At 42.2% G+C, this 15,540-nt stretch carries 10 protein-coding genes and 2 pseudogenes; 3 read left to right on the top strand and 9 right to left on the bottom strand.

Translation table 11 applies throughout. From position 1 onward, the window contains the following. Positions 1–373, bottom strand: a pseudogene (locus ACLL8Z_RS00060) (HAD family phosphatase); the annotation flags it as partial. 14 nt (positions 374–387) lie between these two features. Here ACLL8Z_RS00060 and ACLL8Z_RS00055 point away from each other — a divergent pair. Beyond that, positions 388–705, top strand: a pseudogene (locus ACLL8Z_RS00055) (histidine kinase N-terminal 7TM domain-containing protein); the annotation flags it as partial. Positions 706–748: 43 nt separating this feature from the next. Here the strand turns inward: ACLL8Z_RS00055 and ACLL8Z_RS00050 are convergent. The 5 genes from ACLL8Z_RS00050 to tsaD form a co-directional block, all read right to left on the bottom strand. Continuing rightward, positions 749–1,357, bottom strand: coding sequence for a transposase (locus ACLL8Z_RS00050; RefSeq protein ID WP_411272696.1), 609 nt, complete (start codon positions 1,355–1,357; stop codon positions 749–751). 93 nt (positions 1,358–1,450) lie between these two features. Then, positions 1,451–2,749 (bottom strand): acetylxylan esterase, encoded by a 1,299-nt coding sequence (locus tag ACLL8Z_RS00045; RefSeq protein ID WP_411272695.1) that lies wholly within the window; start codon positions 2,747–2,749, stop codon positions 1,451–1,453. 368 nt (positions 2,750–3,117) lie between these two features. After that, positions 3,118–3,381: a YtxH domain-containing protein gene (locus ACLL8Z_RS00040; RefSeq protein WP_411272694.1), complete on the bottom strand. Its 264-nt coding sequence runs from the start codon at positions 3,379–3,381 to the stop codon at positions 3,118–3,120. 227 nt (positions 3,382–3,608) lie between these two features. Beyond that, on the bottom strand, positions 3,609–3,782 hold the full coding sequence (locus tag ACLL8Z_RS00035; RefSeq protein WP_411272693.1) for a hypothetical protein: 174 nt from the start codon (positions 3,780–3,782) through the stop codon (positions 3,609–3,611). Between the two features lie 41 nt (positions 3,783–3,823). Then, positions 3,824–4,822, bottom strand: a complete 999-nt coding sequence (gene tsaD, locus ACLL8Z_RS00030) for a tRNA (adenosine(37)-N6)-threonylcarbamoyltransferase complex transferase subunit TsaD (RefSeq protein WP_411272692.1) — start codon at positions 4,820–4,822, stop codon at positions 3,824–3,826. A 170-nt stretch (positions 4,823–4,992) separates the two neighbouring features. Between tsaD and ACLL8Z_RS00025 the strand changes: the two genes are divergently transcribed. After that, on the top strand, positions 4,993–9,360 hold the full coding sequence (locus tag ACLL8Z_RS00025) for a translocation/assembly module TamB domain-containing protein (RefSeq protein ID WP_411272691.1): 4,368 nt from the start codon (positions 4,993–4,995) through the stop codon (positions 9,358–9,360). Position 9,361: 1 nt separating this feature from the next. On the opposite strand, the gene ACLL8Z_RS00020 is transcribed toward ACLL8Z_RS00025, so the two are convergent. Further along, complete coding sequence (locus ACLL8Z_RS00020) at positions 9,362–10,567, bottom strand: bifunctional 3,4-dihydroxy-2-butanone-4-phosphate synthase/GTP cyclohydrolase II (protein WP_411272690.1); 1,206 nt, start codon at positions 10,565–10,567, stop codon at positions 9,362–9,364. A 240-nt stretch (positions 10,568–10,807) separates the two neighbouring features. On the opposite strand from ACLL8Z_RS00020, the gene ACLL8Z_RS00015 reads away from it, so the two are divergent. Continuing rightward, a complete protein-coding gene (locus tag ACLL8Z_RS00015) occupies positions 10,808–13,303 on the top strand; it encodes a TonB-dependent receptor (protein ID WP_411272689.1) in 2,496 nt (831 codons plus the stop codon). A 126-nt stretch (positions 13,304–13,429) separates the two neighbouring features. Here ACLL8Z_RS00015 and ACLL8Z_RS00010 read toward each other — a convergent pair whose 3' ends face one another. Together ACLL8Z_RS00010 and ACLL8Z_RS00005 are read right to left on the bottom strand one after the other, a co-directional pair. Beyond that, positions 13,430–14,881 (bottom strand): LptF/LptG family permease, encoded by a 1,452-nt coding sequence (locus ACLL8Z_RS00010; RefSeq protein WP_411272688.1) that lies wholly within the window; start codon positions 14,879–14,881, stop codon positions 13,430–13,432. Positions 14,882–14,985: 104 nt separating this feature from the next. Further along, positions 14,986–15,366: an START-like domain-containing protein gene (locus tag ACLL8Z_RS00005; RefSeq protein ID WP_411272687.1), complete on the bottom strand. Its 381-nt coding sequence runs from the start codon at positions 15,364–15,366 to the stop codon at positions 14,986–14,988. Positions 15,367–15,540: the final 174 nt, after the last annotated feature.

Below are 15,540 nucleotides of genomic sequence, written 5' to 3'. Positions count from 1 at the left end.
CCATGATCCACTTGTAATGAATCTCGTTATTGTTGCTCAACAGGAATGTGCGGTATTTTTTCTTCGCCAGGAGCAGCACATCGTGCGTGCCATCCGGGACACCGATCAAAAGCGTATTCCAGGCATTGTCAATTTGCTCGTTAGTTAAATTGGGCCGCTCGGTGATCCGCCGTATCCCGTCCCTGAACTCATCGGAGCTGATCAGGCCCATCTCGAAGTTGTCGAAGAGCAGGTTGTGGGCGGTATGTGCAAAGAAGCGTTCTACGTTTTTAATCCCAAGCTCGGTAAAGCTATGCTGGGTCCGTTTGAAATCAATCCGAAAAATCACATTCCCGTAGTCGAAGATTATATTTTTAATCTTATTTGAATTCATTCTATATATTAGTAATGTTCTTAGGAGCTGGCATCCCTGCGGCCAATCTACCTGTAATCTATAAGTTTAGCAGGTTTAAGATATTATCTATAATGACGTTTATCCCTAATATCTACTCGACAATACTTCTTGCAAGTGGCCTCATCACCCTGCTGCTTTGCATTAATATCTTCCGAAGATATGAGGTTGTTGTACGCTGGTTCGGATTTATGGTGCTCGCTATCGCTGTCTGGGCGCTAAGTTATGGATTTGAATTAGCAACTACCAACTTGCGGGAGATGCTTTTCTGGATTAATCTGGAATACCTGGGCATTTCCTTTTTGCCTGCCTGCTGGTTTTTCTTCATAGTTAAATTTACGGGGAAGGACGAATGGATCACGACCCGCAATTACGTCCATGACGATCTATGCCCAGGATATTGTAAACGGCGTGGGAAACCATTCGGTGGTCTTCTTTCACTTTGTAATGCATTGCATCCAGCCATACAATCGTATACAGCTCCTCCAATGGCCGCGATTGCCATTCTTTAACTTCCGGTATGATCTTGTCTGTAATAGTAGATAAGGTGGCATGACTGATATCGGTATCGTACATGTCCTTGATGTGCTTAGAAATATCGCGCAGGCTCATTCCCAGACCATACATCCCCAGAATCTTATTTTCAAGGCTTTCTGCCAGTATAGTCTCCCGCTTGCGGATCAGTTCAGGTTCAAAGCTGGAAGTACGATCCCGTGGCGTCTCCACCGAAATGGTGCCCGAAGAGGTACGAATATCTTTGCTTGTTTTGCCATTCCTGCGATTGCCTGTGCTGCGCTCAACTTCATCCAAATGAGTCTCCATCTCTGCTTCTAACGCAGCATCCAGGAAACTCTTCAACAAAGGTGCAAATGCACCATCCTTACCATAAAGTGATTTGCCCGAACGGAGTTGCTCAAGGGCCTTCTGTTTCATTTGCTCATACTCGAGCGGTTCTTCTTTCTTCATTATAAACTGTGTTACCAAGTTAATATTCTAACTCGTGACACAGTTTGTTTTACACTCTCATTCAGACTTCAGACCTCAGACCTCCGACCTACCTCATAACCCCAACTGCGCCTGCAACCACCCTTCCATCCCTTCCCTCTGCTCCGGAAACTGCCAATGGCCCGTCTCTAAATAAAGCCGTAAAGTCTTGGGAGCAGTAATAACATTGTAAGCCGCATGCATAGAAGTTGGCGGACAGGTTTCATCATTAAAACCCCAGCTATACATTCCTGGAACTTTTACCAGCCTGGCGAAGTTTACAACATCGTAATATCCGCTTGTACTAATCTTATCTTTTATACTTATTGCAGTGACATTATCCTTATTGAACATATGTGGCCAGCCTCCTGCCCTGCCTATCGTAAATCCGGTCAAGTCGCTCAATGCAGGGTAATATGCCCCGAGAAACTTCACCCTCGGATCTAATGCTGCAGTAACAATTGACAATGCTCCCCCCTGGCTGCCGCCTGTAACGCCGAGATTAACTCCGTCATATTGTGACAGGCTGGTCAGAAAGTCGTTGGCCCGCACGCAGCCCATATACACCCGCTTATAATAAAACCGTTCAGGATCATCGAGATTGAAAGTCTGGTAACCGGATAATGCGCCGCCCGCCAGGTTTGCATACTGACTAAGATCCATATTTACAGGAATACCATGAATACCAATTTCAAGAGTGATGACACCTTTTTCTGCTGTTGCAATATCGCCATTATAAGGCCTTATTCCTGCGCCAGGCACCCGGAGCAGCGCAGGGTACTTGCCTTCTTTTTTGGGAACGCAAAGAATTCCATAAAGCCTGGCACCAGCCCTGAAATTCTGTAAGTTTATGTGATATACGTTAACATTTTCTGTAGAGCGTTCAGGAAGCAGGGTCATCCGTACATCCATAGGAACTTTGGCAAGGTCCGCTTTCGCTTTATCCCAGAACTGCATGAAATCAGAAGGAACATTGCCAGCCGGCTTTATTAATTCGGGATCAAATCCCACGGTCGATAAGCCTCTGTATCGTTTCCCATCAACCTCGGCTGTGACTACACATCGTAGAAACCCCGGCGTATTCATGCTACCGCCGTCTATCGTAAATCTTCCATCGCTTGCTACAAGTGAATCACTTTTTGCAGGTGTCATCCTTTCAGGACCAAACTCGTATTTAACTTTTGCGTTTCGCAGCAGGTTACCATACTGAATTACACTAACATTAAATTTCACCTTTTCCCCCGTGCGATAAGTCCAGTCAGTTTGATCCGGAGCTACAATAATTTTTACAAGCTGCTCTGCGGGCTGAGCAAAGCTTTCATGCATTCCTGCTAAAAGGAAGAAAAGGAAAGAAATTGATTTGAGATGCTTCATTGACCGTAAAATTAAATTCTGCAATAAGTTGCATTTAATTTTGTCAATAAGCAATATCAAGATGGTTTTTATTTAAAAAACGGAGGTTGCTTAATGCACTTCAATCCTGACGAATGTCAGGATCTCCTCTATTCCTAAAAAAAAGCCTTGTCATTCTGGGCGAACGCCAGAACCTCCCCAAATATTGTAAATAGGATAGTTTCGAATGTCAGTTAGAAATCATAGGCAGTTCCCGCTTTCGTAACGTTCAGTTCAACTACGAAATGGAAATCATAGGAAGTTCCCACTTTCGCGGGAATGACAATTTCTTTTTAGGAAAGGGGAGAAAAAGGGGGAAGCTGGCCGTACGGGCCAGCTTCCCCCTTTTTCTAAGAATATTTCTTCACATCTTCCATTAAGCCACTCGCCCGATTTCCAATGTATTCAGAAGCCTCTTTGCCAGCCGATGCTAAAAATGATCCGCCATCCGATCCGCTTTCAATTAACTTATCAGTAATATCTTTCACTGTGTTGATCAAAGTAACCCAGTTATGTTTTCCATTTTCCGTACTCATAAAATACCAGGTTGCAGCTCCTGCAGCAACACCAGCTAAAATGGCAAATGCTATTTTCGAATTCTTGTTGTCTTCCATCTGTTTACAATTTAGTTTATTTAGTGATATAACTATCCTGATCCCGGAGTGTTTGTTTTGCCATCCAAAAAATCACGAAGTCGATTGTATACTGTTAAATAAATAACCAATACCCTGCCAAAGTGAAAATCATCCCGGCAGAAGTTTTTAAAAATTGTCTAAAAAAATCCGAAATAGAATTGAGCAGAAGCTAAGCAGCTGAAAGGCAGCATTTAGAAAATAATAGATTACTCTCCCCGGGTCATAAGGTACATGAACATGATACCTGCGATGACCATAAAACCTAACACCGTTAGTCCGATTTTTCCTTTGCGCTTATCTTCTTTCATTAGCCACACAAGAAAACCTACAAGAGGAACCAGGAAAATTACAAAGAAGATAATACTTGGAGTGCTCAGCATAATTTAAAGGCTTGGTCTGTAATCGCGTAAAGATATTAAAATTAAAAATGCATGCGGGCCTGCGGGGCAACATCCTGACCGACGAAATCCTGTTTCAGGTATTTGAAATATCCGGCGATCGCTATCATACCAGCATTGTCGGTACAGTACTGAAATTGGGGAATGAAAACCTCCCAGCCCAGTTCAGAAGCGGTATCTTTAAGCCCGGTTCTCAAACCCGAGTTAGCAGAAACTCCACCAGCTATTGCAATCCTGCTGATATTATATTCCAGAGCAGCTTTTTTTAATTTATTGAGCAGAATAGACACGATCCGGCTTTGTACGGAGGCACAGATATCGTTCAGGTTGTTTGTTAGAAAATCCGGATCAGCCTTCACTCTGTCTCTGACAAAATACATAATAGAAGTTTTCAATCCACTAAAGCTAAAGTCGAGGCCGGGAATCTGCGGCTCCGGAAATTTAAAGGCATTCGGATTGCCTTCTCTGGCAAGTTTGTCGACGAGCGGCCCACCAGGATATGGCAGCCCCAGTATTTTTGCAGTCTTATCGAAAGCCTCCCCAGCTGCATCATCGGTAGTTTCACCAACAATCTCCATATCAAAATGATCCCTCACAAGCACAATTTGCGTATGACCACCCGAGACAGTAAGGCACAAGAAAGGAAATTGTGGCTTTTCATCAATGAAGTGAGCGAGGATATGCGCTTGCATATGATTTACTTCTATCAAAGGAATTTTACTGGCTAATGCGAAAGCCTTGGCAAATGACGTTCCTACTATTAAAGAACCTAATAAACCAGGTCCGCGTGTAAAAGCTACGGCATCAATGTCATTTTTGTGTATTTTTGCTATGGATATCGCTTCCTGAACTGTGGGAACTATATTTTGCTGGTGAACCCGCGATGCAAGTTCAGGCACTACTCCTCCATAATTTTGGTGGACAAGCTGATTAGCAATTATATTTGATGCAATACGGCCATCAATACAAATTGATGCCGATGTATCATCGCAGGAAGATTCAATGCCCAGGATTGTTGCCAAAACTATATAGTTTATTAGATGTTATCTGACTAAAATACAAAAGTATCAAAAAAGCACTAAAAATAACGCTCTGGATACTCGCAAGTCTATTGTTGCTGGTGGCCGTCTTTATATTCTCGCTTCAGTTCAAAACGGTTCAAACATTTGTTGCTAAAAAGGCCGCCAAATATTTGTCGGAAAAACTGCAGACCAGGGTAGAAGTAGGAAGTTTATATTTTAAGCCTTTTAAATCTCTGGTACTCGATAGCCTGTATATTGAAGACAGAGAACAGGATACCCTATTATTTTCTCCGCGACTAACGGTTGATCTGAACCTCTTTTCACGCGAACTGAGGAAAGTTTCTGTTAATACTATACAAATGGATAATGGTAAGTTTCATCTGAAACAGTACCGCGATTCTGCTACTAACGTAGAGTTTATTATCAATTACTTTGATACGGGTGACCCAACTCCGATCCGCAAACCCCGTAAACCTTATGACGTAACTATCGACAAGATAGTGCTCAACAATATTGCCTTTAAATACCAAAACTTTAATAATACCACCCCGGTAAAAGGTGTAAATTTCAACGACATTGATCTCCGAAATCTCAGCACAACTATTCTTAATCTCGATACCAAAAACCATTTGGTAAAGGCAGGCTTCCGCAACCTCACACTCCGTGAAAAAAGCGGCTTTTATCTAAAAAACCTGACTACTAATGCAACTATAGATACCAACCAGATGGAGTTTAAGGATCTGTTGCTGGAAACACCTACAACAAGATTGTCTGACTATCTCCTTTTCAAATACGCCACCTTCAAAGATTTTGGCAGTTTTATCAGCAAAGTGTATTTGAAAATAAATTTCAAAAACTCAAAACTAAACAGCTCAGATTTTACATATTTTGCCCCTCAGCTCGCACTTTCAAATATTACACTCGATCTCGACGGACAAGCCACTGGTTATATTAATGATCTGAAAGCAAAGAATTTTGCGGTACGGAGCGGACAGGCAACCTATCTCAAAGGAGACTTTAATATAAAAGGACTTCCTTCCCTCAAAAACACAATGCTCGACCTGAAAGTCGATCAGTTCACCACCAATAAAAGGGATCTCGACCTTATTATCGCCAGGGCAACAGGGTCTAAAAAATCTCTCATACCCGCAATAGCCACGAAATTTGGAAACATAAGTTTTAAAGGACGTTTCACCGGCTTTACGAATGATTTCATAGCCTTCGGGGAAATCAAGACAAAACTTGGGCGCTTGGTTACTGACCTGAACATGAAAATTGACAGCAAAGGATATCCCACATACAATGGCATTGTCAAAGCTTATGATTTTAATCTTGGCGAACTACTGGACAGAAAGGACCTTGGCAGAACCACCCTGACTGCAAATATTAATGGCAGCGGGTTTAATTTCAACATGCTCCAAGAGCGTGTTAAGGGCGATATCAGATATTTCGACTATAACGGTTATCGCTACAGCAACATCAATATTAATGGCAGCTTTATAAACAAGCTTTTCCAGGGTCTCATTAAAATAAATGACCGGAATATACAACTTGATTTTAACGGAAGCATCGATCTGAAACCTCAGCTTCCGATCTTTAATTTCAATGCATCAGTTCGCGGTGCAAATCTTCATAAATTAAATTTTACCAAAGATACCGTGCAGATAGATGCTGACCTGAAGACAAACTTTACAGGCTCCAATCTTGAAAATATCCAGGGTGAATTTGCTGTGAACAGCATTCGCCTTACTAACACGGAGAACTCATTTATTGTTGATTCCTTAAATCTTACCGCTATAGGCATCGGCTCAAACCGGGAACTAAAGATCAATTCCGATATTCTTGACGCAGGCATCAAGGGTGAATATGACCTCAAAACTTTACCCGATTACTTTAAGTCGGTGGCAAATCAATATATTCCTTCCTTAAGACTGAAATACCTCAAGCCAGGCAAGCAAAATTTTGAGTTCAGCCTCAAGATAAAATACTTTGAACCACTAAGCATGCTCCTCATGCCAGAGCTTAAGATCCCCGACGGGGCTAATTTTAACGGCAAATTCGTTTCATCAGAAAACATTGCTACTCTGAATGGCTTTGCCAAGCTTATTCAATTCAATAAAATTAAAGTCAACAACCTGATCATTGATGAAAGCACCTCGGCTGATGCGATGAACATTTTTATCACATCCGACAGGATCGATATTACTGATAGCTTGTATATCAAAAATGTCAACATGGCGAATATCCTCAGGAATGACAGCCTGAATCTGAATATTAAGCTATCAGATAAAAATGCAATGAATCAGCTGGATTTGAACTCCCTTGTTGAGTTCACAGAAACAGGGACCGAAAAGATTCGCCTAAGCGTACTTCCTTCAGATGTAATTATCAATAACGAAGTCTGGAAGATCCAGGAAAGGGTAAGTTTTAGCTTTGACGAAGGGCGCGGTCCAAACGACGCATTCAGTCTTTTCCGCAGAACTAAAATCACGGGTTTCGAACTGTTCCGTGACAACCAGATGCTGACCGTAGACGGCATTATTTCCAAAAACCCGGTCGATGAACTTCGTATCGGATTCAACAAATTTAAGCTTACAACGTTTAACCCGCTAACACAAACGTCAGGGATTTCGTTAAGAGGTGAACTTAACGGGGATGCTAAATTTGCAGGTATATTAAGCAAACCAAATGTAGAAGCGGAGATTAAGATCGACACCTTACATTATAATAATGTACTAATCGGTGACATGAACCTGAATGCGGGCTTCGATAATTCCTCCAGGCTAATTAATGTAGCCATCGGCATCGAAAATCAGGGCTCCAAAACACTCGAAATCGACGGCACATATAATGCCAACAGCGATCAGAATAGCCTTGACATGAACGTGATGATGAGCAACAATGAGGTTGTCATCTTTCAGCCCTTCCTGAAAACCCTGGTGACAAACATGAACGGCAAAGTTTCCGCCAACCTGGAGGTTACGGGCAAAATAACGCAGCCCCGCATAGACGGTACTATCTCGTTTAACGATGCCGGTATGACGGTTAACTACCTGAAGACGCCATACCGGATAACAGATGAGTTTAAGGTTGAAAATAGTGTCATACAACTAAACGGCTTCAAATTACGCGACATTAATAATACTGAAGCCCTTGTGAATGGTACAGTTAATATGGCCAATCCACTGAACCCGGATATCCAGATCAACATTGTAGCCAACGATCCGTTTATGGCATTGAATACCACAGCCAAGGACAATCCATTGTATTATGGAACGGCTTTTGGAACAGGGGTCTTCAGCTTTACCGGACCAACCAATGATATGCGGATTAACATCGATGCGAAGACGGAGTCAGGCACAGTTTTTAATATTCCGCTAAACTCATCGGCTATCGTTAGCAAAAATGATTTTATCACATTTGTGGCAAAGGATTCATCCCTAAACAAACCTAAGGTCACTTCTTTTAAAGGTCTCGTCATGACCCTATCCCTACAAGTTGATGAAGAAAGTGAAGTCAATATTTTCACCGAACTCGGTAAACTTACCGGAAGAGGCAAATCTGAAAACCTGAGGCTAAACATTACCAGTCTTGGCGACTTCGAAATGTTTGGTGCCTACCTGATTTCAAGCGGAAAGTTTGCTTTCACTGCCCAGGATTTCATCAACAAAATATTTAAAATTAATGGAGGTGGTTCCATACGCTGGACAGGAAACCCGGTAGAGGCAGCCATCAATTTAAGTGCTGTTTATGAAGTACGGGCAAGTTTGCGTCCTCTTTATATTGCCGCAGGAAGGCCGCCGCTCGAACAGCGCGTTCCCGTAGAAGCTGTCATGGATTTGAGCGGACCGCTGTTAACCCCTGCAATATCCTTCAATCTGAACTTCCCTGCAGATGCCTATATTAAAGATGAGCTGCAATCGTACCTGAGCGATGTGAACAACATGAATCAGCAGGCTTTGAGTCTGATAGTAAGAAGGTCCTTTGCAGAAGGTTCTGGAGGCGGTTTGCGTGAAGCTGCTACCTCTACCCTTATTGAGGCCGGAACGGAGCTTGTGTTCAATCAATTGAATACCATTATTACCCAATCTCTCAATCTTAATACCGTAGATTTCAATATCCGTTCGTTTAATGATGCGAGTGCGACATTCCGCTTTCTGAACGACCGACTCATTTTAACGGGCGGAGTTACCGACCGGAATATCAAGGATGATGCTTTCTCCGATTTTAATATACTTGGAAATTCCTCTGTGGCCCGGGATGTTGAAGCGCTTTACCTGATCAGAAAAGATGGAAGCCTTGTTTTGCGGGCATCGAATAAATTAAACAACAGGAACTTCCTGAATATAACGAATAATGCCAGCGAATATGTAAGCGCGATCGGACTGGTATACAGAAAAGATTTCGACGACCTCAATGAGCTGCTGGGATTCCTGCGCGGCAAAAGCAGAAGGGAAGAAAAGCCTAAAGAAGAATCAGTCCCTTTGATTACCGAAGCTATAAAACCTGAAGAAAAAATACAGCCGAAGAAGAAATAATCTAGCTGTTTTTCATGATGGTATGCCCCATCTTATCGCGTTTGGTTTTTAGATACAGCTCATTATGTTCGTTAGACTCAATTTCTATCGGCACATTCGACACTACTTCGAGTCCGTAACCAATCAGCCCTGAACGTTTAGTAGGGTTGTTCGACATTAATTTCATCTTTTTGATACCCAGACTACGTAGTATTTGAGCACCTATCCCATAATCCCGCTGATCCATCTGGAAGCCTAACTGGAGATTCGCATCAACCGTGTCAACACCGTTTTCCTGCAGGTTATAAGCATGTAATTTATTAATCAGACCAATGCCCCTTCCCTCCTGGTTCATATAGATCACCACTCCTTTGCCTTCCTGCTCAATCATTTCCATGGCTTTATGAAGCTGAGGCCCGCAATCGCATCGGCATGAGCCAAATATATCGCCCGTTATACATGAGCTATGCACCCGAACCAGCACAGGTTCATCCGCTTCCCAGCTCCCCTTCACAAGGGCAAGGTGTTGCTCACCGGAGTTCAGCTGGGTATATGCGACCATTTCAAAATCGCCCCACTGGGTAGGCAATTTAACAGAAACTTCCTTCTTAATTAAGGACTCCGTTTTTAGCCTGTAGGAGATCAGGTCTTTTATGCAAATAATTTTAAGATTGAACTGTTTCGCGATGATCAGGAGGTCGGGAAGACGTGCCATTTCCCCATCCTCGTTTAATATTTCAACAAGCAGTCCGGCCGGAGCGAAACCAGCCATTTCCGCCAGATCTACAGCCGCTTCGGTATGCCCTGCACGGCGCAATACCCCGCCTTTTTTCGCAATAAGCGGGAAAATATGTCCGGGGCGTCCTAACTCATCCGGATTTGTAGAGGGATCAATAAGCGCCTGAACCGTTTTCGATCGGTCGGAAGCCGATATCCCGGTAGTACAGCCATGGCCGATCAAATCCACCGATACCGTAAAGTTAGTCTCAAATACGGCTGTATTATTTCCAACCATCAGATCCAATCGCAATTCCTGGCAACGCTCTTCCGTAAGAGGCGCACATATTAAACCGCGCCCGTGTGTAGCCATGAAATTGATGACTTCCGGCGTTGCATTAGAAGCCGCAGTCAGAAAATCTCCCTCGTTCTCGCGATCTTCATCATCTACAACAATGATAACTTTGCCGGTTTTTATATCGCTTATCGCTTCTTCAATCGTGTTAAACATATCTGGGGTGTAAAAAGCGGAGCAATTTACCTCCGCTAAAATTGTTGCGAATTTACGGAAATAGTTTGGGTGTATTATTTCCCTGATACTAAAATCTTATCTTCATCCTATGAAAAATCCGCAGGAGATTAAATTACAGGAATCATTATGGATGGAGCTCGAAAGTATGCACAATGAAATATAACGATGTTCCGGATCAAAGTTCTTTTATTGGTAGCATTTAGTATATCAAACAATTGTTTGGCCCAAAGAGATTCCAAATCAACTTTATCGAAGGATTCTTTAAAAACTCAGACCTTAAATCAGATCATAATTACAGCTTCGAGAGTTCCCGAAAGCCTATTGAAATCACCTGTAAGTATAGAAAAGGTATCTGGCAGGGAAATGTTAATGAGTGGTTCCCCATCTTTCTTTGACGCAATTGCCAATGTCAAGGGAGTACAAATGATAACCGCAAGCCTCGGATTTAAGGTTATTAATACGCGGGGTTTTGCTAATCCAACAAACGTCAGGTTTGTACAGTTAGTAGATGGAGTGGATAATCAGGCTCCTCATATTGGTGCCCCTATTGGAAACGCGATCGGACCCAATGATTTAGATCTACAAAGCGTTGAAATCATTCCCGGAACGGCTTCAGCGTTATTTGGGATGAATGCGATAAACGGATTAGCTAACTTTCAAACAAAAAACCCTTTTGAATTTAAGGGTGTTAGTTTTCAGCAGAAGGCTGGAATAAATGATCAAAGGCTTTTTACGGAGACCGCATTCCGTTTTGCCCATCAAATATCCACTAAATGGGCTTTTAAAATCAATAGCAGCTTTATCAAAGGGAACGATTTTGTTGCTCACGATCAAAGCGATCTTAGCCCTAACATTAATCTTTCAGCCGGGTTAACTGGTGTTAATAATCCGGCTTATGATCCTGTTAACAGTTACGGCAATGAATCCTCGAATAGGCGAACATTAAGTTTGAACGGGAAAAATTATGTCGTCGCACGAACGGGCTATAATGAAAAGGATGTGGTAGATTACGGATTACAGAACCTTAAATCGGATGCGTCGGTTCATTACAAGCCCGGATCTTCCACACAAATTTCTTATACCTTCCGTTTTGCCAGATTGGATAATGTTTATCAGCGTTCAAATCGTTTCAGGCTTCAGGATTATTATTTAGGGCAGCACAGTATAAATTTCAATAGTCCGATCTTACAGTTTCGCGCCTACCAGACATCTGAAAATACGGGCAAATCTTACAATCTAAGGTCTATGGCCGAAAACCTTGACAGGAGTTTTAAAAATGATGATACATGGTTCAGCGATTTCACTTCTGCATTTAATCAATCCCTTGGACTGCAGCAAACGGTAGTACAATCTCTGGGAAACGCAAGAGAATCTGCTGATAAAGGAAGACTCCAATCAGGAACAACTGCCTTTCAAACTAAATTACAAGAGCTTCAAGACATTAATAATTGGGACATTGGGGCAGCCCTAAGGGTAAAAGCCGCCTTATATCATATGGAAGGTCAAGTGGATATAAATAAACTCCTCTCAGCCGAATTACTGAATAATTGGAATGTTAACTTACAAATGGGATTTGATCACCGGACGTACAGTATTTTTCCCGATGGCAATTACTTCATAAATCCTGAAAAAGGAAACGAAGCAGACAATATTTTATATTCTAAGACGGGTGGATTTTTGCAGGCAACAAAAGTCATGTTTGATGAAAAACTTAAAGTTGGAGCTACTTTAAGAGCGGATAAAAATGATTATTTCGACATAAAAGTAAACCCACGAATTACTGGAGTATACACAATAAACCAGATACATAGTCTTCGGGCCTCCTTTCAGAACGGTTTTCGTTTCCCCAGTGTTTTCGAAGCGTTTTCCAATGTGAATAGTGGAGGAGTTAAACGGGTTGGGGGCTTACGCTTAATGTCGAACGGGATATTTGAGAAATCGTACCTGAGGACCTCCATTGATGCTTTTCAGGCTGCGGTGCTTAAGGATGTAAATAGTTCAGGTCTTTCAAGGGATGCGGCAATTAAGAAAAATCAGCCTTTATTACAAAAGAATAATTACACCTACCTGCAACCTGAAAAGCTGCGATCTTTTGAATGGGGTTATCGTGGATTATTATTAAAGAAAACCGTTTTAATTGATATTGACTTTTATTATAATAAGTATTCATCGTTCGTTGGTCAGATAGAAGGTAATATCCCTAAAACACAGTTGCCAGACTCCATCGGGTTTTTTTTAAATGACAGAAAATTACAAGATAGATACAGGATGTGGACAAATTCAAAAACGGTGGTATATAACTATGGTGGAAGCGCCGGATTGAAATTTAATCTGCCACATGAATTTAGGTTAAACGGGAATGTGACCTACGCCAATCTTCAGAAGAAAACATTCAATGATGGGCTGGAGGACGGGTTTAATACCCCAAAATGGATTACTAACGCATCGCTTGGAAATGCCTCTGTTTTAAAATCATTCGGTTTTAACCTCACTCATAGATGGCAAAGCAGTTTCTATTGGCAGTCATTCCTGGTGAACGGCAATGTGTCCGCCTTTTCGACTACAGATGCACAGATAAATTATGCTCTGCGTAAACTTCCGGTAATGATTAAGGCGGGAGGCTCAAATATATTAAACAAAAGGTATCATTCGTTTCTTGGAGGGCCTCAAATAGGAAGCATATTTTGGACGAGTATCACCGTGAACGGCATTTAACCCTCATCCTGCCAGGGGCCACTTACATTATCCATCAGGCAGATGTAACCTGATTTAGTAATGTTCAGTTCCACACAACGTATTGGTAGAGGAACCAGTAATCTTAATCAGTGTTCCCAGGGGCTGCTATTGAGTAATTGGCAAGGCGGAACCGGTCTTTTCCTTCTTCAAAAACAACTTCCTCGTCCATCTCTTATAAAAATCCAGATCAAACAATACCGAATCAACCGTCGCCTTGTACGTAAGAAACGCACCGAGTGGTGCCAAAGTAAATATAGCTATCCACATCCCGATAAAAGGAGCTATTGCCCCGTCCTTTACAGACTTTTCGCCGATAGTAGAAATGATATGATAAACAAGGAAGAACAGTACAGACATAACAACCGGGAGGCCCAGCCCCCCTTTTCGGATAATCGCGCCGAGTGGTGCACCGATAAAGAACAGCACCATGCAGGATACCGCCAGTGTAAACTTGCGGTTAAGCTCGATCAGAAAGCCCCTGACCCGGCCTATATTATCGGCAGTATACAATTCTTTACGGCTCAGAACATCTTTAATGGTCTTTATCTGGTCTTTACCGCCCTGGATGGCCACCATTCGTTTATCATTTGGAATAAGTTGGAGTACATCCTTATAAGCCTTTAAAAGTTTAACCGGCGATTTCGGATTTAAAGAATCTGTCCGGTAGGCTTTGGCCAGTAATGTCAGGTCGGCGTAGGTTGAACGGATATTACTATCCCGCTTGGCCAAAAATGAATCGCGGTACATCTTGAGCTGCTTAAGGCTCATCATCTGATAATTGGACTTGAACAGTTCCTCATCGGTGCGCTTCAGATTGAAACTGGAAAGATCCAGCTTTTGCTCAGTTTCTTTAAACTCCGTCCGCATGAAACGCTGCCTGGGATTGTAGGTTCCGCTGGTACTGGGTGTTTCCTCATAGCGCCTGCCGTTCTTAAGTTTAAGCACCAGCAGCTGGTTATCATCGCTAATGAACATCTGTCCTTCTTTGGCCATCAATTCATTTAAATTTCCGTTTGCGGTATTGCGGTCATAGATCAGCACGTCGTGAAGAGTTTGATCCGCATCTTTCCTTTTAACTCGGATAGCATATCCGGGAATACTGTTATTGAAGATACCCTCTTTGATCAGGAATGCAGCCTTTTGATTTCTGACATCATAAAGGAGCGAGCCCATTTTCAAATTCGCTTTCGGGAGCATGTAATCAGAAAAGAAGAAGGCTCCTATGCCCAGGATTCCAACGGTAATTATTAGCGGCAACATGGCCTTTTGCAGGGATATTCCGGCCGACTTAATAGCTACAAGCTCGTAGTTTTCGCCCAGGCTGCCGAATGTCATAATAGAAGAAAGGAGAATTGCCAGAGGGAGGGCCATTGCCACGTTAGTGGCGGAAGCAAACATCAGAAGCTGCAGGATCACGTGCCATTCGAATCCTTTTCCAATCAGATCGTCGATGTATTTAAATAAAAATAACATCAGCAAAATGAACATCACGATGAAAAACGTAATGATGAAAGGCCTGATAAAGGCCTGTAACACTAAAAGGTGTATCTTTTTCATCAAATTAGTTTTGCTTTTCAATCCCGTATATGCAGGATGCAGACCCACCGGATGCTTTGGCACCGGCGGAAAGTCATTAAGCAAAAATAAGGAAATTTTACACCCTATGCACCTAAAACGCTAATCAGGTATTGGATCTGATTATCCCAGATTAGTCTCCGGTCCTGAACAGTATCATCCGTAGCGAAGTCGGTAACTGAGAGGGCTACATCATTCGTAAGCTCGTCCTGAACAATCTCCATCTCAAAATAACAATGAGGTTCATCGTCCAGCCATTTGAATTTAACCAGCTTATTTTCCTTGATGGACAGCAATTTGGCTTTCTGCTCCTCCCCGTCCCAAGTAAAAGTATACACCTGGTCGCGGTACGTCACATCATCAGCAAACCATTGAGCTAAACCATTGGGCTCGTTCAAAAAACCAAATAATATCTTAGGAGATGATTTTACTTCATACTCAACATTAAACTTCTTCTTTTCTGACATCCTTTAACTATTTGAACAGGTGAGGCGTATTTTTTTATGATTAGTTTCTAAAGAAAAGTAATTTCCTCTATATTTGCAAACTCAATTATAAGGGGTTCGACTGACAATATAATTGTTGTATTCGACAATTAATAAAAATTTAGCCTAATAAGAGAAAATAAATTCGGCGGGGTA

The sequence above is a fragment of the Daejeonella sp. genome (assembly GCF_046590655.1).
Classification (GTDB): domain Bacteria; phylum Bacteroidota; class Bacteroidia; order Sphingobacteriales; family Sphingobacteriaceae; genus Daejeonella.
This window is presented reverse-complemented; position numbering and strand designations above follow the sequence as displayed.